This window comes from Wocania ichthyoenteri Th78 (genome assembly GCF_000789235.1).
Lineage (GTDB): Bacteria > Bacteroidota > Bacteroidia > Flavobacteriales > Flavobacteriaceae > Wocania_A > Wocania_A ichthyoenteri.
On sequence record NZ_KN525716.1, the window covers coordinates 3,086,283 to 3,112,787 of the forward strand.

Sequence of the window (26,505 nt, forward strand, 5' to 3'; positions counted from 1 at the left end):
AAAAAAATCAGTCTAAAAAACGCCTACAAATATTACATATTATAACAATTAACACAATTAATGCTTTAAAATTAAAACTTAAATAAAGAAAGTCACATTAATATTGAAATCAAAACTGTTTTTTTAATTACAAATCAGCATTCAATTTCATAGATTTAGCTAAAAACGTTTGGTAAACATATTCCCAAATATATATCTTCAAAAAACATTGATAATATTAAACCAATTACTAACCTTTAAAACCATAAAATTATGATCACACTTGCTAAACTTATAATCGATATTATCTTCATTATATTCTCGATTATATAAATTCAAAAAAAGGTAAAGCTTAGTCTAGAATAAGTTTTACTATTTTTACCTTCTAAGAAGGTTTTTAAATATGAAAAAGCAAGTATTCAAATTTTTAGCAAAGGTTAATAAAACAATCTTACCAAGCTATACTAAAAAACGATTAGATTTAGCCAAAGCCACTAAACTGCAAATGGTAATTTTTGGTTGGCGGGTTTATGTAACAAAAAATGCTTTAGATTAAATTAGTACAACTTTTAAGGTGTAGTCGCTTTATATAGAGTTGCATTAGACTTTGAAGATATACTATATTTACAATCTGCTTCTAAAAAAATCGATTCGCCTTTACTAATGGCTAACGCGTTATCGCCTTCTACAATTTCTGCTTCACCATCAATAACAATTAAAATTTGAGCTGTTTTTGCTTTAGATTGATAAATGTCTGATTTATTTAAATCTATTTTACTCAACTTAAAATCTGGTGCTGGCGTTTTGTAAATCCTCTCAATACCATCATTTTGCAAATTTCCTTGCATGACATTAGGTATGGTTTCTTCAAAAGCAACATGCTTTAATAACTCAGGCACATCAATGTGTTTTGGTGTTAATCCACCTCGCAAAACATTATCTGAATTTGCCATAAGTTCCATGTTTTGACCTTCAAGATATGCATGTGGAATTCCGGCGTCCTGAAAAACAGCCTCTCCTTTATTTGCTTTAACGATGTTGAAAAAATAAATAGAATAAATTCCTTTATCTAAAGTTTTCTTATCTGTTGCAGTATCAACCGCTTTTGCAGCCCAATAATCAGGACTTGATTTATCTAGTTTTCCCTCAGAATACAAAGGTGTAATACGGTTTAATAATGGCGTTAACATGCGGTTAGTTTCTTCAGTAGATTGCTCCATCACTTTTTTGTACAAACCTAAATAACCTTCAGTTTTAAAAACTGGTAATAAATTAACAAACTCTGGGGTTTCATTTAATCTTTCGGTTAATTTATCTTTAGATAAAAACCCGTGTAGCAACCAAAACTCACTAAGTGCCACCATAATTTCTGGTTTGTGGTTATCGTCTTTATAATTTCTATGAGATGCTGTTAATGGTATTCCTAATTCATTTTCTCGCTTAAACCCTCTTTCAGCTTCTATTTTTGTTGGATGTACTTGAATAGATAACATATCATTTACATCCAACACTTTAAATAAAAAAGGTAATCGTCTAAAGTTTTTAGCAACTTCTGTTCCTAAACTTTCTGCACTACGAGAAGCCAAATAACTATCTAAGTTTTGACTACCACTCGCAGTAGAAATTACAGAAGGTGCGTTTACGTGAGCGCCTAACCAATATTCTGCACATTTATCGTGATTGCTTTCAATTCCTAATAACTTAGGAATAAATTTAGTTCCACCCCAAGCATAATTTTGAATTTTTCCTTTTAGAGCAAATAATTTCGACATATTTTTTTGTTATTGATTAGTGCTATGCAAATTTAAAACTAAACATATCAAAAGCGAAATAAAACAGGAAAAGCTTAATACGAATTAGTAGATTTTTAAAAAAAAAAGTATATTAAAACAAAAAATGCAACAAACCATTCTATAGTATGTTGCATTTTTATTTCGTGACCTCGACTGGATTCAAACCAGTAACCTCTTGAGCCGTAATCAAGTGCGCTATTCAGTTGCGCCACGAGGCCTTTTTTGTGGGTGCAAATATAGTATTTTTATTAAAACTGCACCAAATATTTATTTCAAATTTGTAATTCATTACTTTTGAATATGTCAAAGGAATTATTAAAACAAAAATTTAATCATCTTTTAGATGACAATCTTATTGAAGAAATCTATGTATCTGGAGTTTTTAAAACCTTCAAAAAGCGAGATATTATTATAGATATTAATCAAACATTAAACCACATTCCGCTTTTATTAAGTGGTAGCATTAAAATTTTAAGAGAAGATAACGATGGGAACGACTTACTTATTTATTTTTTAGAATCTGGAGAAACTTGTACCATGTCGCTTACCTGCTGCATGGGAACATCAAAAAGTAAAGTTCGCGCAGTTGCCGAAAAAGATTCAAACTTAGTAATGATTCCCGTTAGCGTTATGCAAAAATGGTTTCACAACAACGAGAGTTGGAGAAATTTTATTTTAGAAAGCTATCAAACACGCTTTAACGAAATGCTTGAAACTATCGACAATCTTGCTTTCATGAAAATGGATGAGCGCTTATACAAGTACTTAATTAATAAAACGAAGTTAGATAATTCAAAAACCATTATTGTAAAACATCTAGATATTGCAGAAGATTTACACACCTCTCGTGTAGTAATTTCTCGATTGCTTAAACAATTTGAAAATGAAAAAAAAATTAAGCTAAGTAGAAATAAAATTGAAGTTTTATAATATATTTTTGGGCGTTACCACAACACTTCGACTACGCTCAGTACAAGTGGTCGGGCTTTCACTACTCAATCTTTTTGCAAAAAAAGCAAAAAGATTTCAAACATTTAGCCTGCTGTCAGCGCAGTCGAACCGTTCAATCCACAACGCAAACCCCGTATTAATAACAATCAGTTATAACCCATTAAGTAACATATATTACAAAGTAAAGCTAAAAATCAATTTACCTTTGTTTTTTTAATTCATAATCCATGGAATACATTTTAAATCCTTGGCCTTGGTATATTACAGGCCCTTTAATTGCCTTTGTTATGGCATCACTACTTTATTTCGGAAAAACTTTTGGAATGTCGTCAAACCTCAGAACTTTATGCACAATAGGTGGTGCAGACAAATTTTCAGATTTTTTTAAGTTTAATTGGAAAGATCAAGTTTGGAATTTAATGGTCGTTTTTGGTGCCATTATAGGCGGTTTTATTGCAACACAATACCTATCCAATAATGCGGTTACCAACTTAAATCCAGAAACAGTTACTGAATTACAACAAATGGGATTTAAAAATGCTGGCGCAACATTAGTACCAAATGAAATATTCAGTTTAGAAACATTAACATCAAAGAGTATACTATTATTAATTATTGGTGGTTTGCTTGTTGGTTTTGGCACAAGATATGCCGGTGGCTGTACTTCTGGTCACGCCATTACAGGCTTAAGCAGTTTACAAAAACCATCGCTAATTGCTGTTATCGGTTTTTTTATTGGCGGATTAATTATGACTAACCTTCTTTTACCTTTAATTTTTTAGTTATGAAGTTTTTTAAATTTTTATTAGTTGGTATTTTCTTTGGTATTGTGCTAGTTAAATCTGAAGCCGTCTCTTGGTATCGTATTTATGAGATGTTTCGTTTTCAATCCTTTCATATGTATGGTATTATAGGAACAGCAATTGCAACAGGTATTCTATTTTTACAAATATCAAAAAAAGGATATATAAAAAGCATAAAAGGCACAGATATTATTGTTCCAAAAAAAGACAACGGACTAATTAGATATATTGTTGGTGGCACAATTTTTGGGTTCGGTTGGGCACTTATTGGCGCATGCCCTGGACCAATGTATATATTGTTAGGCACTGGTGTTTTTAGTATGCTTATTGTAATAGCTGCTGCTTTATTAGGCACATTTATTTACGGTGTCCTAAAAGACAAACTACCGCATTAATGGATACAACACAGCTTTTAGGGTACATTGGCGCATTAATAGTTGGTTTAGTTTTAGGGCTAATTGGAGGCGGGGGGTCCATACTTACCGTACCTTTATTAGTCTATTTGTTAGGCTATAACCCCATTATTGCTACGGCATATTCCTTATTTGTTGTTGGCACAACATCTATGGTTGGTACGTACCAAAAACATAGAAAAGGCTTAGTCGATTTTAAAACAGGTTTAGCATTTTCTTTTCCATCGTTTATAGCCGTTTATTTATCACGTAGATATTTAGTTCCAGGCATTCCAGACACCCTTTTCACCATAAGTAATTTCTCTTTAACAAAAGAAATGAGTATCATGGTATTTTTTGCCATTATCATGCTTTTGGCTTCCATTTCTATGATAAAAAACAAAAAAGAACCAGATGTTATAACAGAAAAACAAGCGTATTACAAAACCTTTATTCAAGGGTTAATAATCGGTACTATTACAGGACTAATTGGTGCTGGAGGCGGTTTTCTATACGTACCTGCACTTGTACTTTGGGCAAACATTCCTATGAAAAAAGCCGTAGGAACTTCATTAATTATCGTTACTATTAATTCGTTAATAGGCTTTATTGGTGATATACAAACCCTCGAAATTGAGTGGATATTTCTACTTACTTTCACTTTAATTTCTGTTATTGGAATTATAATTGGTGTATTTCTTTCAAAATTTATAAGTGGAAAAAAACTTAAAAAAAGCTTCGGATTTTTTACATTAATTATGGCAGTTTATATAATATATAAAGAAACCAATTAAAGGAATGTGACAAAAGTCACAAATGAGACCAATTTGGTTTCATATTTTTGAATGATTATTATGTTGAAATGATTTTCGATTTCGCAGAAATGAAAAAGTTTATAAAATGAAAATAGAACAAATTTATACAGGTTGTTTAGCTCAAGGCGCATATTATATTGAATCTAATGGCGAAGTTGCAATAATTGACCCATTACGAGAAACACAGCAATACGTAGACAAAGCAAATAAAGAAAATGCTAAAATCAAATATGTTTTTGAAACACATTTTCATGCAGATTTTGTTTCTGGCCATGTCGATTTAGCTAAAAAAACAGGTGCAACAATTGTTTTTGGACCTAGTGCAAAAACAGATTACGACGCCTATATAGCAACAGATAATGAAGAGTTTAAATTGGGTGATGTAACCATAAAAGTATTGCACACACCTGGGCATACATTAGAATCGGTAACCTTCCTTTTAATTGATGAAAATGGTAAAAATCATGCTATTTTTTCGGGTGATACTTTATTTTTAGGTGATGTTGGTCGACCAGATTTAGCTATAAAATCAGATCTTACTAAAGAAGATTTAGCAGCAATGTTATATGATTCGTTACGCAATAAAATTATGCCTTTAGAAGACGATGTTATTGTTTATCCAGCACATGGTGCAGGTTCGGCTTGCGGTAAAAATTTAAGTAAAGAAACTGTTGGTATTCTTGGTGAGCAGAAAAAAACCAATTATGCTTTGCGCTCAGATATGACGAAAGGAGAATTTGTAGAAGAAGTGCTTGATAGTATTCCACCACCACCTCAATATTTTGCAAAAAATGCAATGATGAATAAATCGGGTTACGATACTTTTGAAACCGTTTTACAAAAAGGCGATGTCGCTTTAAATGCTAAAGATTTTGAAGCTATTGCCAATCGAGAAGATGCTTTAATACTTGACGTTAGAAACGAAAAAGACTTCGTGAAAGGACATATACCAAACTCCATATTTATTGGTATTCATGGTGGTTTTGCACCATGGGTTGGTGCACTAATTACCGATTTAAAACAATCCATTTTACTAGTCACACCAAAAGGAAAAGAAAAAGAAACCGTTACACGATTGTCTCGTGTGGGTTACGATAATACTTTAGGGTATTTAGATGGTGGCATGGAAACATGGAAAGCTGCTGGAAAAGATATTGAAACTATCGAGTCTATTTCGGCAGAAGAGTTTTCTAAGCGATTTAAAAATGAAAACATTAGCACTCTTGATGTTAGAAAAGATGGCGAATATAAATCTGAACATTTAGAAGGTGATAATGTGCAACATTTTCCATTAGATTTTATTAATGATAATATGAATGCTATTAATAGCCACAAAACATATTACATACATTGTGCTGGCGGTTATCGTTCGGTAATAGCGGCATCTATTTTAAAAGCGCGTGGATTTAATAATTTAGTAGATATTGTTGGCGGATTTGGAGCGCTTAAAAACACCAATTTACCAACAACAGATTTTATTTGTCCTTCAACTCTATAAAACATGGAAGCTACTCTAAAAATACAAAACTTAAAATGTGGTGGTTGTGCTAACACCATTATTACTAAATTAGATGAACTCAATCATTTATCAAAAATTAGTGTTGATAACACAAATGATTCTGTTTCTTTTAATTATTTAACTGAAGAGGATTTTACAGAAGCTAAAACTTTATTAGCAAAACTTGGTTATCCTATCGTTGGAGAAAAAAACGCCTTAACTACAAAAGCAAAATCTTTTGTGAGTTGCGCTGTAGGAAGAATAAGTAAATAAAAAAAGGCTCTGATTAAATTAGAGCCTTTTTTTATACAATTTCTGCACTTAAACCAGCTTCGAGAAGCATGGAGCAGCGTGGTTTTAAATCTTTATATTCCCCTGTTTTAACGGTGCATTTCCCGTTGTGATGCACAATAATCGAACACTGTTCTGCTTGCTCTGGCGTGTGTTCGCAGGCATAAATGAGGGTATCTATAACATAATCGAAGGTATTAACTTCATCGTTGTAAAGCACAATCTCATTTTGAGTTATTACTTCTTCTTTTAAAAGTAATTCTTCTGATGTTTTTTCTCTTGTACTCATTTGTAATTTTTATACTAATTTAAAAATTTTAGCGAAACCCAATTGTTTCTTTCTAATTTTTCTTCAAATTTTAACAAATTCTTTTCACATTCAGTTTTTATGATAGGAATATCATCAGCATAAAATCCGCTTAAAAACAACATGCCATTTTTGTTTAAGCAAGCCGCATAAGTTTTCATATCTTGTAGTAAGATATTTCTGTTAATATTAGCAATAATTATATCGTAAGACTTATTTACCAGCAAACTCGAATCACCTTCTAAAACGGTAATATAACTACTATTATTACGCAGTATGTTTTCAATACTGTTTAGGTAACACCAATTATCGTAATCTATAGCATCAATTGGTTTTGCGCCTTTCATTTCTGTAAGAATTGCCAAAACGCCAGTGCCACAACCCATATCTAAAACTGATTTATTGGTAAAATCGTTTTTTAATATATGCTGAATCATCATGTGTGTGGTTTCGTGATGTCCAGTGCCAAAACTCATTTTGGGCTCTATGATGATATCATATTTGGTATCTGGTTTTTCATGAAATGGTGCACGAACAGAACACAAATTATCAACAATTATAGGATTGAAATTCTTTTCCCATTCAGCATTCCAGTTAACTTGCTCTATATCATTAAAATCATAACTAATCTCAAATTCATCAGAATTCAAAATTTGAATGTCATCAAGAATACTTTTGTTCCATTCTTCTTTTTGAATGTACGCTGTAACACCATCTTCGTTTTCTACAAAACTTTCAAAACCTGCATAACCCAATTCTGCAATTAGAATTTCTGTTGCTGGTTGCAATGGTTTTACTTTAAAGTAGTAACCTATATAAACTGTATTAGACATTGGTACTATTATTAATTTTTGCAAATATGTGCGTTAACAGTTGCAGTGGCATCTTTTTTGAGGCACGAGAAAAAGATATAACACTTCGACTACGCTCAGTATAAACTGCAAGTGCAACCCCAAAATTTTTATTTGGGGTAACGCCAAAAATAATATTTTAAAATGCGTTTACGATAGCAAAAAAATCGTCGGCATTAAGTGCTGCTCCGCCTATTAAACCACCATCTACGTCTGGTTTTGAAAAAATTTCTTTAGCATTTGTAGGTTTACAGCTCCCACCATAAAGAATGGAGAGATTGTTAGCTACTTCATTTCCGTATGTATTTGCTATGATTTTTCTTATAAAGGCGTGCATGTCTTGTGCTTGCTCTGGACTTGCTGTTTCGCCTGTGCCAATTGCCCAAACTGGCTCGTAAGCCAATACTATATTTTTAAATGCTGAAGCTTCTAAATGAAATAAGGCATTTTTAATTTGGTTTTCAACTATGTTTTCTTCGTTTCCAGATTTTCTATCGGCTAATTCTTCTCCAAAACAGAAAATAACTCGCATGTTATTAGCTAGTGCTGCATCTACTTTTTTAGCTAACATATCATCGGTCTCGTTAAAATAAGCGCGACGTTCACTATGTCCTAATATAACAGTTTGTACACCTACACTTTTTAACATGTTTGCACTAATCTCACCCGTGTAGGCACCATTCTCGGCAAAGTGCATGTTTTGTGCAATAACTTCTATTTCTGAGTTTTTAAGACTGTTATAGGCTTGCCATAAATTTGTTGCTGTTGGAGCAACCATAACCTCTGCATTTGTTGTTTTTATTTGTGCTTTTAAAGCTGTAATTAAAGCTTCGGTTTGAGATAAATCGTTATTCATCTTCCAATTTCCTGCTACAATTTGTTTTCTCATGTGAGTTGGTATTAAATTTTATATATTTTGAAGTATTGTGTTTTTCTGATTTAATCTAGAATTTAAATACAAAAATACTACTTTTTTATGGCTTGAATTAACTTGATATCGTCTGCTTTTATTGCTTTAAATAATTCTATATTTCCTGCTTTATTTATTACCATATATCTAGGAATCCAGTCTAAATTTACAAATTTACCAAAAGCTCCTTTCCAGCCAGATTGCATAAAATAGTGAGTGCCTTCTACATTGTACTTTTTAATGCCTTTTTTCCAAGCTTCTTGACTTTTATCTAAAGATAAAAACATATAAACAACATCTTTGTATTCGGATTGTAATGTTTTTACTTTTGGCATGCCTTTTATACAGTCTTTGCACCAAGATGCCCAAATATCTATAACTATTGTTTTTCCTTTATGGGTTTCTAAAATGTCTTTGAAAGCTATATTGTCTCCATCTAAAGTTATAAACGTGTCATTTAGGGCACCTTCTGAGAATTGTGTTGGTACTTCTGTATTGCAACTAAAAATACTGAGTAATAAAATTATTAAGTAATTCATCTTTTTCATTTTATAATGTTAATTGTTCTGTTTTTTCACCACAAATTCACTAATGCTTTTAGTGAACAACCTACTCGTTTTTCAATATAACCTCAACAATTCCAGTGTAAACTGTATTGTTTTCAGTATTATACTCTTTTAATGCTATCGCATTTTTATTAGCATTAACGCTTTCAATCAACGTGGTGTCTAAAGCCTCGACTTGTTCTTTAGTTGAAGGTTCGTCGTTGATAAAATAGGCAATAATTCCTTTAGCTTTTTTTGGTTCTGGCTTTCTTTCAACTTTTGGTAACTCCAAATCATCAATATCATTCCAATGTACTTTTTGTTTTACAGTTCCAGCATCTAATTCTAAAATCCCGGGGTTAGAACGCACTACTGTTTTAAGTGCTTTTTCATCACAGAGATACCAGTTAAAATCTAAATTATAGGCTTCGTTTATACGCTGTTTTACATCGTTACCAGATGCTGTTAATCCTATAACTTTATAACCATTTTTAATCGCTTCATCAGTTGTTGCTTTTAGTTTTAAAGCACCCTCTTTTTCAATTTTTTCTAAACTATATGAAACTATAACGATTAGATTTTTTTCACTTAAAAAGTGCTCAGTTAAATCTTCATCATCAGTTTCAATTGAAAAATCTAAAACTGGTGGTTGATAAGCTTCTCTAATAACTTTAGTCTCTACACCTACATATTCGCCATCAACAGTTGGATAGCTTCCGTCTGTAACAATTTCTTTTTCTTCACCATTAATATTAAATGTCCATGTGTATTCTTGAATAGCTTTTGGTGCGTCCTCTGGAATTATCATGCCCTCATAAATATTATTTCCAATTTTATAGGCTCTAAAATCTATTGTTGGCAAATGCATCAGTACATGATAGCCAAACCATAAACTAACCACAAAGCTTAATAGTGCTAGAATTGTGGTTGGCAATTTGCTAAATACAGGTTTTATGTGTTTTAATCCAAAGACTAAAATCAGGATAAAAAACAGTAATATAATGTCTTTTGTGAAGCTCTCCCATGGTGTTAGTTTTAAAGCATCGCCAAAACAACCACAATCTTTCACCTTATCGAAATAAGCTGAATAAAAGGTTAAAAATGTAAAAAATACAATCATTGCTAACAAACTCCAAACAGTGAGTTTAGGTTTGTAACCAATGAGTAAAAATACACCTAAAACGACTTCGAAAACCACAACAAGAACAGAAATACCTAAAGCATATGGTATTAAAAACTCTATGTTTAAAACATCTGCACTAAAGTATTCTTCTAGCTTATACGAAAACCCTAAAGGATCATTTAACTTTATAAATCCAGAAATGATAAATAAAACACCGACGAATATTCTACTTAATGCTACTAATATTTTCATATTACTCTTTTAAATGAATTAATGCAAAAACTGCATAATTAATCATGTCTTGATAATTAGCATCAACACCTTCGCTTACCAAAGTTTCACCTTTGTTATCTTCAATGGTTTTAACGCGTAATAATTTTTGCAAAATTAAATCGGTTAAACTGCTTACCCTCATATCGCGCCAAGCTTCTCCGTAATCATGATTTTTATCTTCCATAAGCTTTTTGGTAATAGCAGCTTGTTCGGTGTATAGTTTTGTAGCCTCTTCTGTAGTCATATCGGGTTGTTCAACCACACCTTTTTCTAACTGTATAAGTGCCATAATACAATAATTAATTATACCAATAAACTCACTTATTTCGCCCTCATCTACCTTTCTTACATCGTTTTGTTGTAAGCTCCTAATGCGCTGCGCTTTTATAAAAATCTGGTCAGTTAACGAGGGTAAACGTAATATTCTCCATGCACTACCGTAATCACTCATTTTTTTAATAAATAAACTTTTACAGGTATCTATTACAGCATCATATTGTTTTGAAGTATCTTGCATCTATAAAATCAATTTTGTGTAAATTTCGCTTAAATTGTTTAAAGTTCAAAAGTTTAGTGTTTAAAGTTTTGGAGTTTATATTTCTACTTTCAAGTTTAAAGTTTTAGGTTTGGAATTTGATATTTTAAATATTGAGATTTTAAGATTATGACCATTAATTGCAAAGGACAACTCATCGATTTATCATCACCAAAAGTGATGGGGATTTTAAATATTACTCCAGATTCGTTTTACGATGGTGGCTCTTATAAAAATGATAAAGACATTTTAAACAAAGTTGAAAAAATGCTTAATGAAGGTGCAACATTTATTGATGTTGGTGCATACAGTTCGCGTCCAAACGCAAATCATGTTAGCGAAACTGATGAATTAAAACGCATATTACCCATCGTTAATTTGATTTTGAAAGAATTTCCAAAAGCCTTACTTTCTATCGACACTTTTAGAAGTGAGGTTGTGAAACGCTGTATTGAAACAGGCGCTAGTATGATTAATGATATTTCGGCAGGAAAATTAGATGATACCATGTTACAAACTATCGCTGATTTAAAAGTACCATACATTATGATGCACATGCGTGGTACTCCGCAAAATATGCAAGAGCAAACGCATTATGATGATTTGATAAAAGACATCATATTTTATTTTTCTGAACGCATTGCAGCTGCACAACAATTAGGTATTATTGATATGATTATAGACCCTGGTTTTGGTTTCGCAAAAACTCTAGAACAGAATTTTGAAGTTTTAAATTATTTAGAATTATTTAAAATGTTAGACAAACCTATTTTGGCTGGTGTTTCCAGAAAATCTATGATTTATAAAACTTTAAAAACCTCAGCTAGTAATGCTTTAAACGGTACAACGGCTTTAAATACGGTGGCTTTACAAAAAGGCGCTTCTATTTTACGAGTGCACGATGTTAAGGAAGCTATGGAGTGTATTAAATTGACTAGATTGTTAGATTGTTAGAAATTATGAAGCATATATTTTTCTTAATTATTTTATCTATTTTCTTTTCCTGTGGAAAAGAAAAAGTGATTTTACTGCCAGAAATAACGCATTCTGAAATTACCGATATTAAGGATGTTTCTGCTGCTTATTTGTTTTATGATGAAATTCAAAAAGATAGTGTTGAGCTCAATAGAAAAAACTTAATTGTTACCACAAATTGGTTGGTAAATGTGGATAAGCGTTTAACGCTAAAGCAAGTGATTCCCCATATTAAATTCCTACAAGAGAAAAAACAAAACTCCAGCCATAAAAACGAAAAGGCTAAAAACTATTTTACTTGTAATGATATTAGTAGAAAAAACCTCGGGTTTATTGAGTTTACGGATGTGATTTATCATAAGGAATCTTCAAATGATTATTTTAACAAAAATTCAAACTTAAAGCTTTCTGAATCATCTATCGGAATCAATTTTAACTCCACTGAAAACATAACAATTATAAACCCTAATTCTGATTCGTTTATATTTCAAACAAACGAAAATAATCTTATTAATGATTTAAAAAAGATTAATAATAATTCTAAAAAAGCGTATTTGAATTTTAATAGCTCAATAAGTTTTCAAGATTACATCTCATTAAAGTCATTAATTTTATCAATTGAAAAAGAATCAATAGACATTTCAAATAACGAATTTATTTATTAACCATATTTTACTAAATTTACCAAAACCCACTGCCTTTGGAAATTTTTAAAGACCTTTTAAAATTCACAGTAGTCGATGTTATCGATGTTATTTTAGTTGCACTTCTGCTCTACTATATTTATAAACTTGTAAAGGGTACTGTTGCCATCAATATTTTTATTGGTATCATCATTATTTATCTTGTTTGGCGATTAACCGATTTTTTAAACATGGAACTCCTCACTGGTATTTTTGGTGGTTTTATGAAAGTGGGAATTATTGCCTTAATAGTCGTGTTTCAGCCCGAAATTCGTAAATTTTTGCTCATGGTTGGTTCTACAAATTTTAGTAGGCGACGCAAGTTTTTACAACAATTCAGCTTTATAAAAAACGAAACAGGAGACGAAACCAATGTAGATGCCATTGTTTCGGCTTGCGTTAAAATGGGAGCTTCAAAAACAGGAGCTTTAATTGTTTTTGAACGTAATAACAACCTTGATTTTTTATCATCTTCTGGTGATGAAATGAATATAAAAGTTACTCAACCTATTATAGAAAGCATCTTTTTTAAAAACAGCCCGCTACACGATGGGGCCATTATAGTAAACAATAATATTGTAAAAGCTACACGTGTTATTCTACCGGTTAATAACGAAAAGAACATACCACAACGCTTTGGTTTACGTCATAGAGCCGCTATTGGTGTTACCGAAAAAACCGATGCTTTAGCTTTGGTTGTTAGTGAAGAAACTGGACATATTTCTTATTTTAAAGATGGCGAATTTGTAGTTTTTGAAAATACTAATCAGCTTAACGATATGATTAAAAAAGATATAGCTTAATGAAATGTAGAAATTGCAACAACAAGCTAAGAACCGATTTTAGCTATTGTCCAGACTGCGGATCCAAAATTGTTAGAAATAGGTTGACTGCTAAAAGCTTAAGCTATGATTTTTTAGAACGTTATTTTAATCTGGATAACACATTTTTAAAGACTATATGGCATATGATAACTAAGCCTAAAGATGTCTGCGGTGGTTATATCTCTGGCTTGCGAAAAAAATATTTAAATCCTGTGAGTATGCTAGCCATTTCATTGACATTGTCTGGGTTTATTCTTTTTTTAATGAAAAAAATTGCTTGGAGTGATATTGATTTTTCAAAAATAAGTTACGCACAAACGAGCTCTGGGGGAGCTGGAACTGAAAAAATCATGTCTTCAACCATGGAATATAGTTCTTTGCTTTTTTTATTTTACATTCCAATTTTAGCATTTGCTAGTTATTTATTTTTCAATAAACAAAAATATAATCTCGCTGAGCATATAGTTACTTCAATATATGCCTTAACTAGTTTTAGTATTATTTCAGCAGTTTATGCTATAGTAGTATTGTTAATAAGCCCACAGTTTTATATAAACACAGCTCTTATTTACTCATTAATAATGGTTTTATTCTGTGTTTATGTCGCTTATAAAAATTCTATGAACACTCTAAAATCTTTGTTTTGGAGAGTTCCTATGTTTTTGCTAATTTTTTTAGTGGGTTATATGGGCATTTCAATTGTGACTGTAGCAATTTTATTTCTTACTGGTGAAATATCAATTCAAGACTTTACACCTAAATAAATCGTCTAAGCCACTTCCTCTTTTAAAAACTGTACTTCGTATAGATTTTTATAATAACCATTATCTTTCTTAAGTAATTCTTCGTGGGTACCTTGTTCAACAATTTCGCCAGCATCCATAACTATAATTTTGTCTGCTTTTTTAATGGTTGCCAACCGGTGTGCAATAACAATTGAAGTACGCCCTTTTGTAATTTTATCGGTAGCATTTTGAATAAGTTGCTCTGAGTATGAATCGACTGACGATGTGGCTTCGTCTAATACCAAAATACTAGGATTAGTTACATAAGCGCGTAAAAATGAAATCAATTGTCGCTGACCAGAAGATAGCATCACACCGCGTTCTTTTACATTATAATGATAACCATTTGGCAAACTCATAATAAAATCATGAATACCAATGTCTTTAGCAGCTTGTTGGACATCTGCTTCAGTAATTTCTGGATGATTAAGCGTAATATTATTTAAAATAGTATCTGCAAACAAAAACACATCTTGTAAAACTACTGCAATTTGTGAACGTAAAGATGCTAAAGTGACCTCTTTAATATCAATACCATCAACTGCAATTACGCCATCTTTTATTTCGTAAAAACGATTTAATAAGTTTATAATTGTCGATTTTCCTGCGCCAGTTGCTCCCACAATAGCAATGGTTTCTCCAGTTTTTACTTTAAAAGAAATGCCTTTTAAAACTTCTTCATTTTCAACATAACTAAAATAAACATTTTTAAATGCAATATCACCTTTAAAACCTTCAGCAACATGTATTCCTGTATCGTCAATTTGCGACGTTGTATCAATAACTTTAAATACTCTGTTTGCAGCAACCATACCCATTTGTAGCGTATTAAACTTATCGGCTATTTGTCTAAGCGGTCTAAACAACATGGGGATAAACATTATAAAAGCCACTAAGGTCCCTTTGGTTACACTGCCTTCTAAAACCACATTTAAGCCGCCGTACCACGCTACCAAACCAATAGTAATTGAGCTTGATAAATCTGCTAAAGGAAAAAATATAGAGTTATACCAAACGGTTTTTAACCAACCTTTTTTATGGCGTTCGTTAATGGCTTTAAACCTTTTATATTCTGTGGTTTCTCGAGTAAAAAGCTGTAATATTTTCATTCCCGTTAATCGTTCTTGCACAAAGGAGTTCAAGTTTGATACTTCATTCCTTACTTCCTCAAAAGCTTTTTTCATGTATTTCTGAAAAATACGAGTCGCATATAATAATAGTGGCAACATTACTAATACGATTAAACTCAACTTTAAATTCGTATAAACCATAAACCCGAAAACAACAAACATGGTTAGTAAATCTCTAAAAATCATAAACAAACCCTGACCAAATATATCTGCGATACGTTCCATATCTGTTACGGCTCGTGTTATTAAAACACCAACCGATGAGTTGTCATAATACTTCATTTTAAAACGAAGCAAATGGTTAAAGAGTTTTACGCGAACATCCATCACTAAGTTCTGACCTAACCAAGCTGCATAGTAAATAAATGTGAGTTGAAATAGGGTTTGAAAAACTAAAACCCCTAACATAATGGTAATGTAAAACAGGAACTTATCTGGGTTTTCGCCAGCAATACTATCGTCAATGGCAAATTGCGTTAATTTAGGCGTTGCAGCACCAAAAACAGCCAACAATATCACCAATAATAACAACCCAAAAAAGACCGCTTTATAAGGTTTTATATATTGAAAAAGACGTGTGAATAACTTTATGTCGAAAATATTTTCTTTCTTCTTACTCATTTATAGTTTTATATCGTCTGGATATTCAATTTTTGTTAAATATAACGCTTGCGCAGGCACCGAAAAACCAGCTTCACTTCTATTTTTAGATTTAATAATAGTGTGTAAATCTTCAATAGTAGTTTTACCTAAACCAATATTAATCATTGTGCCAACAATAGCTCGCACCATATTACGTAAAAATCTATCGGCTTTAATTGTAAATTGCAGCTCGTTATTTTTAATAACCCATTCTGCTTTCATAATATTACAATAATACGTTTTTACATCGGTATTACTTTTTGAAAAGCATTGAAAATCTTTATAATCAAATAAAATTTTTGAAGCTTCATTCATTTTTTTAACATTCAAAGCTTGCTTCACATAAAACGTATTATTAAAAGTAAACACATTTTTCTCTAAAGTTATTCTATATAAATACGTTCTGCTTAACGCATTAAAACGTGCATGTGCATCATCTTTCACTTTAAAAATATTATGAATAGCAATGTCTTTTGGTAAAAACGAATTGAGCTTAAAAATTAAATTAACGTCATTCAACTCCTCATTAGAATCAAAATGAGCAAACATTTGCGATGCATGGACTCCTGTATCTGTTCGTCCTGCGCCCATTACAGAAATTGGTGTTTTTAACACTGTAGATAAGGAGCTTTCTAAAACTTCTTGAACAGATATGGCTGTGGGCTGATTTTGCCAACCATGATACGCATCACCATTATAAGAAAGTTCTATAAAATATCGCAATTTGTTTATTCTTTTTATGAACCAACAAAGATAGACAGATTTGTTATTCCACCGAAAACAGTTGTCTTAATTAAATATTAAAAGATTCTTTTTGGGCGTTATCCTAGCCTTTCGACTACGCTCAAGGCGGTAGGGCAGGTCGGGCTTTCCGATATATCTTTTTAAAACGTCGTGGCGAGGAGTGAGCGCCGTGGCAATCTGTTACATTTTAGTTCTAGTGTTAATTTAAGGTTAGCTATTTTTAAAAAGGATGTCACTGCAATCTCTAACGCACTTATTTGCTAATTTTTGTTTTAGTATTGAAAAGTTGTTTTGTTTTTGTGAAGGTTCGTTTACCGTGTTTGGCTATGTTTCGTTGCGTGAAAATCCGCGAGGATTTTCCGCCGTAAACCGAAGATAGCAAATTTACAAGGACTTTCAGATAGGAAAGTCAGAAGCAATGTGTTATAGCCGGTGTTAAACGACTTAACTTATTATTTTTTTTATGACAAAGTCAATAAAAGTCCACTACCTAGTAAGAGTTTATAACCAATTAAAAATAAGTAGTTAATAAAACGCCTTTCATATTTCCATTAAACACAATTAATTTTTAAAATATTCCTTTTCTTTGCATTACAATACAACATTATGAGTCAAGAAGTTTCAAAACGTTATGCGCAACGTGGTGTTTCGGCATCAAAAGAAGACGTACACAATGCTATAAAAAATATTGATAAAGGATTATTTCCAAAAGCATTCTGCAAAATAGTGCCAGATTATTTAACAAATGATAATGATTATTGTTTGATTATGCATGCCGATGGTGCAGGAACAAAATCATCATTAGCCTATATGTACTGGAAAGAAACTGGAGATATTTCAGTCTGGAAAGGCATTGCGCAAGATGCTCTTATAATGAATATTGACGATTTATTGTGTGTTGGAGTTACTAATAATATTATGCTGTCTTCAACTATTGGAAGAAACAAAAATTTAATTTCAGGAGAAGTGCTTTCAGCAATCATTAATGGTACAGAAGAGTTGCTAGAAGACCTAAAATCGTTTGGAGTAACCATTCATTCCACTGGCGGTGAAACTGCCGATGTTGGCGATTTAGTGCGTACAATTATTGTAGATTCCACAGTTACCGCAAGAATGAAACGTAGCGATGTTATTGATAATGCGAATATTAAAGCTGGCGATGTTATTGTTGGTTTAGAAAGCTTTGGGCAAGCCACTTACGAGAAAGAATATAACGGTGGTATGGGAAGCAACGGATTAACATCTGCTCGACACGATGTGTTTAATAAGTATCTTGCAGAAAAATATCCAGAAAGCTTTGATGCTTCGGTGCCAGAAGATTTAGTGTATTCTGGCAATATTAAGTTAACTGACGAAGTTGAAAATTCACCAATCGATGCAGGTAGGTTAGTGTTGTCTCCAACACGAACTTATGCGCCTATTATAAAAGCTATTTTATCTAAATATAATGCTGAAACAGTGCACGGAATGGTGCATTGCTCAGGTGGTGCTCAAACTAAAATTCTTCATTTTGTAGATGAGTTTCATATTGTAAAAGATAATATGTTTCCTATTCCGCCACTATTCAAATTAATTCAAGAACAGAGTAAAACCGATTGGAAAGAAATGTACCAAGTGTTTAATTGTGGTCACAGAATGGAGCTTTATGTAACTCCAGAAATTGCAGATGACATTGTTTCAATATCAAAAACGTTTAATGTTGATGCAAAAATAATTGGTAGAGTGGAAGCTTCTAAAACTAAAAAACTAACAATAAAATCTGAGTTTGGGGAGTTTAATTATTGATTTTAATACTTTTTGTTACATTGGAATGGTTTTTGATAAAATGATGTGTTAATTATATCCAACCCTAATTATGAGAAATACGTTTTTAGCTTTAATTTGTTTGTGTGTTCAATTTGCATTTGCTCAACCCGATTCTTTATTTATAAAACCCATTACGCCTAAAGATGAGCTCAAGGAGTTAAGACCAGAATGGACTCAAAAAAACAAAGCTACTTTCGATTTAAGTGAAGTTGCCTTTGTAAATTGGAATGCTGGTGGTAGTAACTCTATATCTGGTTTGCTTGGTATTAGGTCTGAAGCAAATTACAAAGACAAATATTTTTTTTGGAACAACAACGTATCAATGCGTTATGGAATAAACAAGCAGCAAAGCAGAGAGGTTAGAAAAACGGATGATTTATTCGAAATTAATTCTAATATTGGTTATAAGCCAGATAGTATTTCTAATTGGTTTTATTCAGCAAGACTTAATTTTAAAACGCAGTTAGCAAATGGTTATAAATACCCAAATACAGACGAGCCTATTTCAAGGCTAATGGCTCCAGGTTATTTGTTTTTTGGTGGTGGGATGGAGTATGGAAAACATATTGAAGAATTATCTTTTTACTTTTCGCCAGTTACCTTAAAAGCGACTTTTGTTTTAGATGAAGATCTCGCAAATGCTGGATCTTTTGGTGTAACGCCAGCAGTTTTAGATGAAAATGGAAACGTAATTGTTGATGGTGAACATGTTAGAAAAGAAGTGGGTATTTTAGTAACGAACAGTTATAAAATGCAAGTGGCAGAAAACATATCAATGGTACACCAGGTAAATTTATATACTGATTATATAAATAATTTTGGTAATGTTGATATGGATTGGCGAGTGGACTTTGATTTTAAAGTAAACAGTTTTATTAGAGCTACTTTAGGTTCTCATTTAAAGTACGACGACGATGTTAAAACAACTAAGCCTTCAGAAGTTGAAGGTGAGTTTGATGAAGCTGGTGCAAAAATACAATGGAAGCAGTTTTTGGGTATTGGTTTCGCGGTAGATTTTTAAAATAGTTAACTCTATTTTTGTTTAAAAAACTTGTTAACTTTTTGATGTTGATAAATTTTTAACAACCTGTTAATTAGTTTTTTAGGTATTTTATTTTGCAAACTTTATGATTTTTATCATGTTTTAAGTTGATTTTTTTTAGTTTATTTATAGCTTGTTAAATAATCTATAGTGAACTAAAACCGAAATCAACTTATGAAAGTAAACCTCACCAAAACTCAATCTAAAACTTACACACAAGATGAAGCTTTTAACGCTGCTTTAAAATACTTTAAAAATGATGATTTAGCGGCTCGCGTATGGCTAAATAAATATGCCTTAAAAGATTCAAAGGGTAATATTTATGAGCTTACTCCAAACGATATGCATCGTAGAATAGCAAAAGAAATTGCTAGAGTGGAAGCCAAATATGCAAATCCTTTAAAAGAGGAAGACATCTTCAGTCTAATTAAAGACTTTAAATATATTGTGCCTCAAGGAAGCCCCATGGCAGGCATAGGAAATCCGTTTCAAATAGGTTCATTATCAAATTGTTTTGTGATTGGTAACTCTGGAGAGTCTGATTCTTACGGAGGTATTATGAAAATTGACCAAGAACAAGTGCAACTTATGAAACGTCGTGGTGGTGTCGGTCACGATTTATCGCATATTCGCCCTAAAGGCTCTGGAGTTAAAAATTCGGCTTTAACATCTACAGGACTTGTGCCTTTTATGGAGCGTTATTCTAATTCAACAAGAGAAGTAGCGCAAGACGGTAGGCGAGGAGCGCTAATGTTATCGGTGTCTATTAACCATCCAGATTCTGAAGATTTTATCAATGCGAAGCTAGAACAAGGCAAAGTTACAGGTGCCAATGTATCGGTTAGAATTGACGATGAATTTATGAAAGCCGTAAAAAACGAAACCCAGTACACTCAAAAATATCCTATATTTTCAGATAATCCAAAAGTGTCAAAGTCTATTGAAGCCAATTCCCTTTGGAAGAAAATAGTACATAATGCATGGAAATCCGCCGAACCCGGGATTTTATTTTGGGATACTATTATTAACGAATCCATTCCAGATTGTTATGCCGATTTAGGTTACAAAACGGTATCTACAAATCCGTGTGGAGAAATCCCTTTATGTCCGTATGATTCTTGTAGATTATTAGCAATCAATCTGTTTTCTTATGTAGAAAACCCTTTTACAGAAAACGCTTCGTTTAATTTCGAATTATTTAAAAAACATGTCGCGTTTGCACAACAAATTATGGATGATATTATCGATTTAGAGCTTGAAAAAATCGATAATATTTTACAAAAAATTGATTCGGATCCTGAATTGGATGAAGTTAAAGCAACCGAGCGTAACTTGTGGGTTAATATAAAAAGAAAAGCTGAAGAAGGTCGTAGGACAGGTGTTGGTATTACAGCAGAAGGGGACATGTTGGCGGCTTTAAATATTCAATATGGAAGTGAAAAAGGCAATGCATTTTCTTTAGAAGTTCATAAAACGATTGCTATTGAAGCTTACAGAGCATCGGTGCATTTAGCAAAAGATCGTGGTGCATTTTCAATTTTTGATGCAGACCGTGAAAAAGACAACCCATTTATACAACGCTTAAAAGAAGCCGATAGTAAATTGTATTACGAAATGCTAGAATATGGTAGACGTAACATTGCTTTATTAACCATTGCTCCAACAGGAACTACCAGTTTAATGACACAAACTACCTCGGGGATTGAACCGGTATTTATGCCTGTTTATAAACGTAGAAGAAAAGTAAACCCAAACGATAAAGACGTGCGTGTAGATTTTGTTGATGAGGTTGGTGATTCTTGGGAAGAATACGTCGTATTTCATCATCGATTTAAACAATGGATGCAAGTAAATGGTATTGATACGTCTAAAAACTTTTCACAAAGCGAATTAGATACTTTGATTAAAGAATCACCTTATTATGGCGCCACATCAAACGATGTGGACTGGTTAAGTAAAGTGAGTATGCAAGGTGCTATACAAAAATGGGTAGATCATTCCATTAGTGTAACCATCAATTTACCAAATGATGTAACAGAAGATTTGGTTGGCGATTTATATTTAAAAGCGTGGGAGGTAGGTTGTAAAGGCGTTACCGTTTATAGAGATGGTTCGCGTTCTGGGGTTTTAATTTCTAATGAAGAAAAGAAAGAGGAAACCGATGATAAATTAACAGCTTTTCCTATGAAGCGACCTCAAATTTTAGAGGCTGATGTGGTTCGTTTTCAAAATAATAAAGAAAAATGGATTGCTTTTATTGGTTTGATAGATGATAAGCCATACGAAGTATTTACAGGGCTTGTAGATGATGAAGATGGTATTTTAATTCCGCGTTGGGTTAACGAAGGGTTGATTATTAAAAACAGAAATGAAGATGGTACATCGCGTTACGATTTTCAATATAAAAATAAAAGAGGTTATAAAACCACTATTGAAGGCTTGTCGCATAAATTCAATCCAGAATTTTGGAACTATGCAAAACTATTTTCTAGTACGTTGCGCCACGGTATGCCAATTGATAAAATTGTAGATTTAATTAATAGCTTACAACTTGATACCGAATCGATTAATACATGGAAAAATGGTGTGGCTCGGGCTTTAAAGCGTTATGTGGAAGATGGTACCAAAGCTAAAGGACAACGTTGTGATAATTGCAAATCAGAACATTTAATTTATCAAGAAGGTTGTTTAACCTGTAAAGATTGTGGCTCTTCTAAATGTGGATAGTCATTAAGTTTTAGTTAAAAAAAAGGAAGTCAATAGGCTTCCTTTTTTTATACAAACTCTTTCAAAATTAAAAGAAACGGAATGCTAAAAAATAAGTCAATTAGGTATAAGAAAGCAAATAGTTTTAAGGTTGAAATACCTGAATTTTTATAACATGCAAGTTTCCGTTTGGCATTCGTTTCATTTAAAAAATACCATAAAAAAGCAACTAATAATAGCTTTACAATTGCAATTGGAATGATTTCATATTTTAAAAAAGCCAGAAAAGTATTTATTCCAAAAGACCACAAAATTAATGGTCTGTAAAAAATGAATATGGAAAATAATTGCTGCATAATTACTTAAATAACGCACTTGATACAAAAATATTCTAACAATTACATTATAACAGCCGTAGGATTGTATTAAAAATTCATAAATTATCGTATTTTTGGCTATCAATAAAACAGGCAGATGTTAGAGAAATTACAAATAGTAAAACAACGTTTTGATGAGGTTAGCGATTTAATTATCCAGCCCGATATAATTACCGATCAAAAGCGTTATGTTGAGCTAAATAGAGAGTACAAAGACTTGCGAATTCTTATGGATAAGCGGGAGCAATATATAGAGTTTACCAATAATTTAGCAGAAGCTGAAGCCATTACTTCAGATGGTAGTGATGCAGAAATGGTAGAAATGGCTAAAATGCAATATGACGAAGCTAAAGAAGGTATTTCGAAATTAGAAGAAGAAATAAAAGTACTCTTAATACCTAAAGATCCTGAAGATGCTAAAAATGCTGTGGTTGAATTACGCGCAGGAACTGGTGGAGATGAAGCCAGTATTTTTGCAGGCGATTTGTTTAGAATGTACACCAAATATTGCGAAAGTAGAGGTTGGAAAGTTGATACTGTAGATTTTAGTGAAGGCACTAACGGTGGCTTTAAAGAAATCCAATTTGAAGTTTCTGGCGACGATGTTTATGGTACATTAAAGTTTGAAGCTGGTGTGCATCGTGTACAACGTGTACCACAAACCGAAACTCAAGGGCGTGTGCATACAAGTGCAGCAACTTGTATGGTATTTCCAGAAGCCGAAGAATTTGATGTAGAAATTAATCCAAAAGATGTACGAATCGATTTTTTCTGTTCGTCTGGTCCTGGGGGGCAGTCTGTAAACACAACTTATTCTGCGGTACGATTAACACATATACCAACAGGTTTGGTGGCGCAATGTCAAGACCAAAAATCGCAACATAAAAACAAGGAAAAGGCTTTTAAAGTGTTGCGTTCGCGTTTATACGAAATGGAGTTGGCTAAAAAGAATGCTGAAGATGCCGAAAAGCGAGGCAGTATGGTAAGTTCTGGTGATAGAAGTGCTAAAATTAGAACCTATAATTATTCACAAGGTCGAGTTACAGATCACAGAATTGGTTTGACACTTTACGATTTAAGTAATATTATGAATGGAGATATTCAAAAAATAATAGATGAATTAATGCTAGCTGAAAACACGGAGAAGTTGAAAGCTAATGATGATGTAATCTAGGTTTTTGGTCTTAGGTATTAGGTGTTGAAATAAGAATTATATTTAATGAGAAACTTTAGGGAATTAGATGTATGGAAAGATTCAATAGTACTAGTAAAAGAAGTTTATGTTTTAATAGGAAAATTGCCTGAATCAGAAAAGTTTGGTTTGAAATCTCAAATATCAAGATGTGTAGTTTCAATACCTGCAAATATCGCTGAAGGTTGTGCGAAAGATTCTCAAAAAGACTTTGTTCGATTTCTCCAAATAAGTTTAGGTTCTGCTTTTGAATTAGAAACCCATTTTGTAATCTGTAAAGAACTATCTTTTGTAAATGAAGAAGATGAAAAAGTATTGAAGGAGAAAATTAATATTCTCCAAAGAAGAATTAATGCCTTGATAAAATATTCAAAGAGTCAGTTTTAAGACCCGAAACCAATGACCCAAAACCAATTAACAGAAGAAATTAAAAAAAAGAAATCCTTTCTATGTATAGGATTAGATGTCGATTTAAATAAAATCCCACTGTATCTTTTAAAGGAAGATGATCCCATATTTGCATTCAATAAAGCCGTTATCGATGCGACGCACCACTTATGTGTAGCCTACAAACCCAACACCGCATTTTATGAAGCCTACGGATTAAAAGGGTGGAAGTCTTTAGAAAAAACCATTAACTATTTAAACGTAAAGCATCCTGAAATTTTTACAATCGCAGATGCTAAACGTGGAGACATTGGGAATACAAGTACGATGTACGCAAAAGCTTTTTTTGAAGACTTAGCATTCGATTCTGTGACTGTTGCACCGTATATGGGTAAAGATTCGGTTGAGCCTTTTTTAACCTTTAAAGATAAACATACTATTCTTTTGGCATTAACGTCTAATCAAGGCGCTTTCGATTTTCAAACCAAAACAGTTGATGGAAAAGAATTGTATAAACAGGTTTTAGAAACCTCTAAAACTTGGGAGAATTCTAAAAACTTAATGTATGTTGTTGGTGCTACAAAAGCAGAATATTTAGCAGATATTCGGCAAATTATTCCAGATAGTTTTTTGTTGGTTCCTGGTGTTGGTGCCCAAGGAGGGAATTTACAAGATGTTTGTAAATATGGAATGAGTGAAAATATTGGTTTGCTAATTAATTCTTCTCGCGGTATTATTTATGCGTCAAAAGAAAGAGATTTTGCGCAAGCCGCAGCGTTAAAAGCTAAGGGACTTCAAAAACAAATGGCTGTTGAATTGAACCGTCATTCTGAGGAATCACGTTAGTGATGACGTAAGAATCTTATCCTATGGAATTCAAAGACCAACTCAATCGTAAAGTTCAAATAAGAAAAACACCAAAGCGCATCGTGTCGCTAGTGCCAAGTCAAACCGAATTGTTAGTCTATTTGGGTTTAGAAACGAGCATTGTTGGTATTACAAAATTTTGTGTGCACCCTAAAGACTTATTAAGGAGTAAAACAATTGTTGGAGGAACTAAACAAATAAAGCTTGAAAAAATAAAAGCTTTAAATCCAGATATTATTCTTTGTAATAAAGAAGAAAACACTAAAGACCTTGTTGAAGCTTGCGAGCAAATTTGTAATGTCCACGTGTCTGATATTTTTAATATTGAAGATAGTTTAGAGTTGATTAATCAATACGGAACAATTTTTAATAAAAAAGAAGACGCTCTAAAAATTACAAATGAAATTCAAAAAGAAACGGATGATTTTAAAGTTTTCATTCAAAAAAAGCCAACTTTAAAAGTGGCTTATTTTATTTGGAAAAACCCATGGATGGTTGCAGCAAATGATACATTTATTAATTGTTTATTAGAGTTGAATAAGTTCGAAAATATTTACAAAACTAAAAAACGTTACCCAGAAATAGAACTTAACGGTGCGACAATTAATAAAGATGTAGAAGTAATTTTATTGTCAAGCGAACCCTTTCCTTTTAATAATTCACATAAAAAAGAAGTACAAATGTTTTACCCCAATGCTCATATTGTTATAGCAGATGGCGAAATGTTTTCGTGGTACGGCTCAAGACTCACAAAAGCGTTTACTTATTTTAAAAACTTGCGCTTAAATCTTGAGGCGTTTCAAGCTTTGTAGTATCATCTACAAAATTCGCAATTTTAGTTTCTAATTCTTTTAAACTAATTAATTTATTTAGGTTGGGTTTAATTTTTCCAACTCTACAAAAATGTGGATTCATAACGTTCTTTTTTATATATAAAGTACGTATTTATCAGTCTTTTAGATGTGACTAAAAAGTTAAAAAATTGCTAAACTTATACAGATGTTTGAGTTAATTCTCTAGATAAATATTTTAGCCTATTAAGTTTATTAAGAAGTTTTATAGCTCTGTATTCCGAAATATCACTCAAAGCAGAATCGGTTTGACGAAAATTATAAGCTTGCTCAATAAGTTCTTTGTAACGTTTATTAAGTTTTGTTTGATTGCTTTTTATAATGTCAATTCTGTTCATCTTACTATTTGAAAGTCAAGCTATTAAATATACGTTTTTTTATTTGAAAACTAAAGGCGTAATTCAATAAATTTTGAATTGTAAGTGTTT

Annotated in this window: 28 protein-coding genes and 1 tRNA gene; 18 read left to right on the forward strand and 11 right to left on the reverse strand. The window is 32.2% G+C overall.

The window, feature by feature from the left end:
* Positions 1-382 precede the first annotated feature (382 nt).
* Positions 383-535 carry a hypothetical protein gene (locus RG22_RS13465; protein WP_034044169.1) on the forward strand — a complete coding sequence of 51 codons (153 nt, stop codon included), beginning with the start codon at positions 383-385 and terminating at the stop codon, positions 533-535.
* A 13-nt stretch (positions 536-548) separates the two neighbouring features.
* Here RG22_RS13465 and manA read toward each other — a convergent pair whose 3' ends face one another.
* Together manA and RG22_RS13475 are read right to left on the reverse strand one after the other, a co-directional pair.
* Positions 549-1,751, reverse strand: a complete 1,203-nt coding sequence (manA, locus tag RG22_RS13470) for a mannose-6-phosphate isomerase, class I (RefSeq protein WP_034044171.1) — start codon at positions 1,749-1,751, stop codon at positions 549-551.
* A gap of 165 nt (positions 1,752-1,916) precedes the next feature.
* Positions 1,917-1,990: transfer RNA gene (locus RG22_RS13475), tRNA-Arg, on the reverse strand.
* An 82-nt stretch (positions 1,991-2,072) separates the two neighbouring features.
* Here RG22_RS13475 and RG22_RS13480 point away from each other — a divergent pair.
* From RG22_RS13480 to RG22_RS13505, 6 genes are all read left to right on the forward strand, one after another.
* Positions 2,073-2,702 (forward strand): Crp/Fnr family transcriptional regulator, encoded by a 630-nt coding sequence (locus RG22_RS13480; RefSeq protein WP_034044173.1) that lies wholly within the window; start codon positions 2,073-2,075, stop codon positions 2,700-2,702.
* A 248-nt stretch (positions 2,703-2,950) separates the two neighbouring features.
* Positions 2,951-3,505 carry a YeeE/YedE family protein gene (locus RG22_RS13485; RefSeq protein ID WP_034044176.1) on the forward strand — a complete coding sequence of 185 codons (555 nt, stop codon included), beginning with the start codon at positions 2,951-2,953 and terminating at the stop codon, positions 3,503-3,505.
* 2 nt (positions 3,506-3,507) lie between these two features.
* A complete protein-coding gene (locus RG22_RS13490; protein ID WP_034044180.1) occupies positions 3,508-3,921 on the forward strand; it encodes a DUF6691 family protein in 414 nt (137 codons plus the stop codon).
* Positions 3,921-4,712 carry a sulfite exporter TauE/SafE family protein gene (locus RG22_RS13495; protein ID WP_034044183.1) on the forward strand — a complete coding sequence of 264 codons (792 nt, stop codon included), beginning with the start codon at positions 3,921-3,923 and terminating at the stop codon, positions 4,710-4,712. Before RG22_RS13490 ends, RG22_RS13495 begins: the two co-directional genes overlap by 1 nt.
* Positions 4,713-4,818: 106 nt before the next feature.
* Positions 4,819-6,231 (forward strand): MBL fold metallo-hydrolase, encoded by a 1,413-nt coding sequence (locus RG22_RS13500; protein ID WP_034044186.1) that lies wholly within the window; start codon positions 4,819-4,821, stop codon positions 6,229-6,231.
* Between the two features lie 3 nt (positions 6,232-6,234).
* Positions 6,235-6,504, forward strand: coding sequence for a heavy-metal-associated domain-containing protein (locus RG22_RS13505; protein ID WP_034044188.1), 270 nt, complete (start codon positions 6,235-6,237; stop codon positions 6,502-6,504).
* A gap of 31 nt (positions 6,505-6,535) precedes the next feature.
* On the opposite strand, the gene RG22_RS13510 is transcribed toward RG22_RS13505, so the two are convergent.
* The 6 genes from RG22_RS13510 to RG22_RS13535 form a co-directional block, all read right to left on the reverse strand.
* A complete protein-coding gene (locus RG22_RS13510) occupies positions 6,536-6,811 on the reverse strand; it encodes an ATP-dependent Clp protease adaptor ClpS (protein WP_034044191.1) in 276 nt (91 codons plus the stop codon).
* A gap of 14 nt (positions 6,812-6,825) precedes the next feature.
* The gene (gene prmA / locus RG22_RS13515; protein ID WP_034044194.1) at positions 6,826-7,662 is read right to left on the reverse strand and encodes a 50S ribosomal protein L11 methyltransferase; all 837 of its coding nucleotides are present in this window, start codon (positions 7,660-7,662) and stop codon (positions 6,826-6,828) included.
* A 157-nt stretch (positions 7,663-7,819) separates the two neighbouring features.
* Positions 7,820-8,569, reverse strand: a complete 750-nt coding sequence (tpiA, locus tag RG22_RS13520; protein WP_034044197.1) for a triose-phosphate isomerase — start codon at positions 8,567-8,569, stop codon at positions 7,820-7,822.
* A 77-nt stretch (positions 8,570-8,646) separates the two neighbouring features.
* A complete protein-coding gene (locus RG22_RS13525) occupies positions 8,647-9,129 on the reverse strand; it encodes a TlpA family protein disulfide reductase (RefSeq protein ID WP_034046112.1) in 483 nt (160 codons plus the stop codon).
* Between the two features lie 70 nt (positions 9,130-9,199).
* A complete protein-coding gene (locus tag RG22_RS13530) occupies positions 9,200-10,510 on the reverse strand; it encodes a BT_3928 family protein (RefSeq protein WP_034044200.1) in 1,311 nt (436 codons plus the stop codon).
* 1 nt (position 10,511) lies between these two features.
* Positions 10,512-11,048 (reverse strand): DUF1599 domain-containing protein, encoded by a 537-nt coding sequence (locus RG22_RS13535; protein WP_034044202.1) that lies wholly within the window; start codon positions 11,046-11,048, stop codon positions 10,512-10,514.
* Between the two features lie 147 nt (positions 11,049-11,195).
* Here RG22_RS13535 and folP point away from each other — a divergent pair, with 147 nt between their 5' ends.
* The 4 genes from folP (at position 11,196) to RG22_RS13555 (ending at position 14,312) form a co-directional block, all read left to right on the forward strand.
* Positions 11,196-12,020, forward strand: coding sequence for a dihydropteroate synthase (folP, locus tag RG22_RS13540; RefSeq protein WP_034044204.1), 825 nt, complete (start codon positions 11,196-11,198; stop codon positions 12,018-12,020).
* Between the two features lie 5 nt (positions 12,021-12,025).
* Positions 12,026-12,706, forward strand: a complete 681-nt coding sequence (locus RG22_RS17345) for a hypothetical protein (protein WP_052143748.1) — start codon at positions 12,026-12,028, stop codon at positions 12,704-12,706.
* A gap of 35 nt (positions 12,707-12,741) precedes the next feature.
* A complete protein-coding gene (locus tag RG22_RS13550; protein WP_034044207.1) occupies positions 12,742-13,527 on the forward strand; it encodes a diadenylate cyclase in 786 nt (261 codons plus the stop codon).
* Between the two features lie 83 nt (positions 13,528-13,610).
* The gene (locus RG22_RS13555; RefSeq protein ID WP_162183652.1) at positions 13,611-14,312 is read left to right on the forward strand and encodes a DUF3667 domain-containing protein; all 702 of its coding nucleotides are present in this window, start codon (positions 13,611-13,613) and stop codon (positions 14,310-14,312) included.
* 5 nt (positions 14,313-14,317) lie between these two features.
* Here the strand turns inward: RG22_RS13555 and RG22_RS13560 are convergent, their stop codons facing one another.
* Complete coding sequence (locus RG22_RS13560; RefSeq protein WP_034044211.1) at positions 14,318-16,084, reverse strand: ABC transporter ATP-binding protein; 1,767 nt, start codon at positions 16,082-16,084, stop codon at positions 14,318-14,320.
* Positions 16,085-16,828, reverse strand: a complete 744-nt coding sequence (gene truA / locus RG22_RS13565; protein WP_034044214.1) for a tRNA pseudouridine(38-40) synthase TruA — start codon at positions 16,826-16,828, stop codon at positions 16,085-16,087.
* A 627-nt stretch (positions 16,829-17,455) separates the two neighbouring features.
* On the opposite strand from truA, the gene RG22_RS13570 reads away from it, so the two are divergent.
* The 7 genes from RG22_RS13570 (at position 17,456) to RG22_RS13605 (ending at position 26,038) form a co-directional block, all read left to right on the forward strand.
* Positions 17,456-18,634 carry an AIR synthase related protein gene (locus RG22_RS13570; protein WP_034044216.1) on the forward strand — a complete coding sequence of 393 codons (1,179 nt, stop codon included), beginning with the start codon at positions 17,456-17,458 and terminating at the stop codon, positions 18,632-18,634.
* 70 nt (positions 18,635-18,704) lie between these two features.
* A complete protein-coding gene (locus tag RG22_RS13575) occupies positions 18,705-19,676 on the forward strand; it encodes a DUF3078 domain-containing protein (protein ID WP_034044218.1) in 972 nt (323 codons plus the stop codon).
* A gap of 195 nt (positions 19,677-19,871) precedes the next feature.
* Positions 19,872-22,424, forward strand: coding sequence for an adenosylcobalamin-dependent ribonucleoside-diphosphate reductase (locus RG22_RS13580; protein WP_034044220.1), 2,553 nt, complete (start codon positions 19,872-19,874; stop codon positions 22,422-22,424).
* Between the two features lie 453 nt (positions 22,425-22,877).
* Positions 22,878-23,954, forward strand: coding sequence for a peptide chain release factor 1 (prfA, locus tag RG22_RS13590; protein ID WP_034044224.1), 1,077 nt, complete (start codon positions 22,878-22,880; stop codon positions 23,952-23,954).
* Between the two features lie 45 nt (positions 23,955-23,999).
* Positions 24,000-24,359 carry a four helix bundle protein gene (locus RG22_RS13595; protein WP_034044226.1) on the forward strand — a complete coding sequence of 120 codons (360 nt, stop codon included), beginning with the start codon at positions 24,000-24,002 and terminating at the stop codon, positions 24,357-24,359.
* 12 nt (positions 24,360-24,371) lie between these two features.
* Positions 24,372-25,205, forward strand: a complete 834-nt coding sequence (gene pyrF / locus RG22_RS13600) for an orotidine-5'-phosphate decarboxylase (protein WP_034044227.1) — start codon at positions 24,372-24,374, stop codon at positions 25,203-25,205.
* 23 nt (positions 25,206-25,228) lie between these two features.
* Positions 25,229-26,038 carry an ABC transporter substrate-binding protein gene (locus RG22_RS13605; RefSeq protein ID WP_034044229.1) on the forward strand — a complete coding sequence of 270 codons (810 nt, stop codon included), beginning with the start codon at positions 25,229-25,231 and terminating at the stop codon, positions 26,036-26,038.
* Between the two features lie 179 nt (positions 26,039-26,217).
* Here the strand turns inward: RG22_RS13605 and RG22_RS13610 are convergent, their stop codons facing one another.
* On the reverse strand, positions 26,218-26,415 hold the full coding sequence (locus tag RG22_RS13610) for a Lacal_2735 family protein (RefSeq protein ID WP_034044231.1): 198 nt from the start codon (positions 26,413-26,415) through the stop codon (positions 26,218-26,220).
* Positions 26,416-26,505: the final 90 nt, after the last annotated feature.

Excerpts from the sequence above, each read along its gene's own strand:
- RG22_RS13465 (WP_034044169.1), top strand. The coding sequence starts at position 383 with ATGAAAAAGCAAGTATTCAAATTTTTAGCAAAGGTTAATAAAACAATC.
- manA (WP_034044171.1), bottom strand. The coding sequence starts at position 1,751 with ATGTCGAAATTATTTGCTCTAAAAGGAAAAATTCAAAATTATGCTTGG.
- RG22_RS13480 (WP_034044173.1), top strand. The coding sequence starts at position 2,073 with ATGTCAAAGGAATTATTAAAACAAAAATTTAATCATCTTTTAGATGAC.
- RG22_RS13485 (WP_034044176.1), top strand. The coding sequence starts at position 2,951 with ATGGAATACATTTTAAATCCTTGGCCTTGGTATATTACAGGCCCTTTA.
- RG22_RS13490 (WP_034044180.1), top strand. The coding sequence starts at position 3,508 with ATGAAGTTTTTTAAATTTTTATTAGTTGGTATTTTCTTTGGTATTGTG.
- RG22_RS13495 (WP_034044183.1), top strand. The coding sequence starts at position 3,921 with ATGGATACAACACAGCTTTTAGGGTACATTGGCGCATTAATAGTTGGT.
- RG22_RS13500 (WP_034044186.1), top strand. The coding sequence starts at position 4,819 with ATGAAAATAGAACAAATTTATACAGGTTGTTTAGCTCAAGGCGCATAT.
- RG22_RS13505 (WP_034044188.1), top strand. The coding sequence starts at position 6,235 with ATGGAAGCTACTCTAAAAATACAAAACTTAAAATGTGGTGGTTGTGCT.
- RG22_RS13510 (WP_034044191.1), bottom strand. The coding sequence starts at position 6,811 with ATGAGTACAAGAGAAAAAACATCAGAAGAATTACTTTTAAAAGAAGAA.
- prmA (WP_034044194.1), bottom strand. The coding sequence starts at position 7,662 with ATGTCTAATACAGTTTATATAGGTTACTACTTTAAAGTAAAACCATTG.
- tpiA (WP_034044197.1), bottom strand. The coding sequence starts at position 8,569 with ATGAGAAAACAAATTGTAGCAGGAAATTGGAAGATGAATAACGATTTA.
- RG22_RS13525 (WP_034046112.1), bottom strand. The coding sequence starts at position 9,129 with ATGAATTACTTAATAATTTTATTACTCAGTATTTTTAGTTGCAATACA.
- RG22_RS13530 (WP_034044200.1), bottom strand. The coding sequence starts at position 10,510 with ATGAAAATATTAGTAGCATTAAGTAGAATATTCGTCGGTGTTTTATTT.
- RG22_RS13535 (WP_034044202.1), bottom strand. The coding sequence starts at position 11,048 with ATGCAAGATACTTCAAAACAATATGATGCTGTAATAGATACCTGTAAA.
- folP (WP_034044204.1), top strand. The coding sequence starts at position 11,196 with ATGACCATTAATTGCAAAGGACAACTCATCGATTTATCATCACCAAAA.
- RG22_RS17345 (WP_052143748.1), top strand. The coding sequence starts at position 12,026 with ATGAAGCATATATTTTTCTTAATTATTTTATCTATTTTCTTTTCCTGT.
- RG22_RS13560 (WP_034044211.1), bottom strand. The coding sequence starts at position 16,084 with ATGAGTAAGAAGAAAGAAAATATTTTCGACATAAAGTTATTCACACGT.
- RG22_RS13570 (WP_034044216.1), top strand. The coding sequence starts at position 17,456 with ATGAGTCAAGAAGTTTCAAAACGTTATGCGCAACGTGGTGTTTCGGCA.
- RG22_RS13575 (WP_034044218.1), top strand. The coding sequence starts at position 18,705 with ATGAGAAATACGTTTTTAGCTTTAATTTGTTTGTGTGTTCAATTTGCA.
- RG22_RS13580 (WP_034044220.1), top strand. The coding sequence starts at position 19,872 with ATGAAAGTAAACCTCACCAAAACTCAATCTAAAACTTACACACAAGAT.
- prfA (WP_034044224.1), top strand. The coding sequence starts at position 22,878 with ATGTTAGAGAAATTACAAATAGTAAAACAACGTTTTGATGAGGTTAGC.
- RG22_RS13595 (WP_034044226.1), top strand. The coding sequence starts at position 24,000 with ATGAGAAACTTTAGGGAATTAGATGTATGGAAAGATTCAATAGTACTA.
- pyrF (WP_034044227.1), top strand. The coding sequence starts at position 24,372 with ATGACCCAAAACCAATTAACAGAAGAAATTAAAAAAAAGAAATCCTTT.
- RG22_RS13605 (WP_034044229.1), top strand. The coding sequence starts at position 25,229 with ATGGAATTCAAAGACCAACTCAATCGTAAAGTTCAAATAAGAAAAACA.
- RG22_RS13610 (WP_034044231.1), bottom strand. The coding sequence starts at position 26,415 with ATGAACAGAATTGACATTATAAAAAGCAATCAAACAAAACTTAATAAA.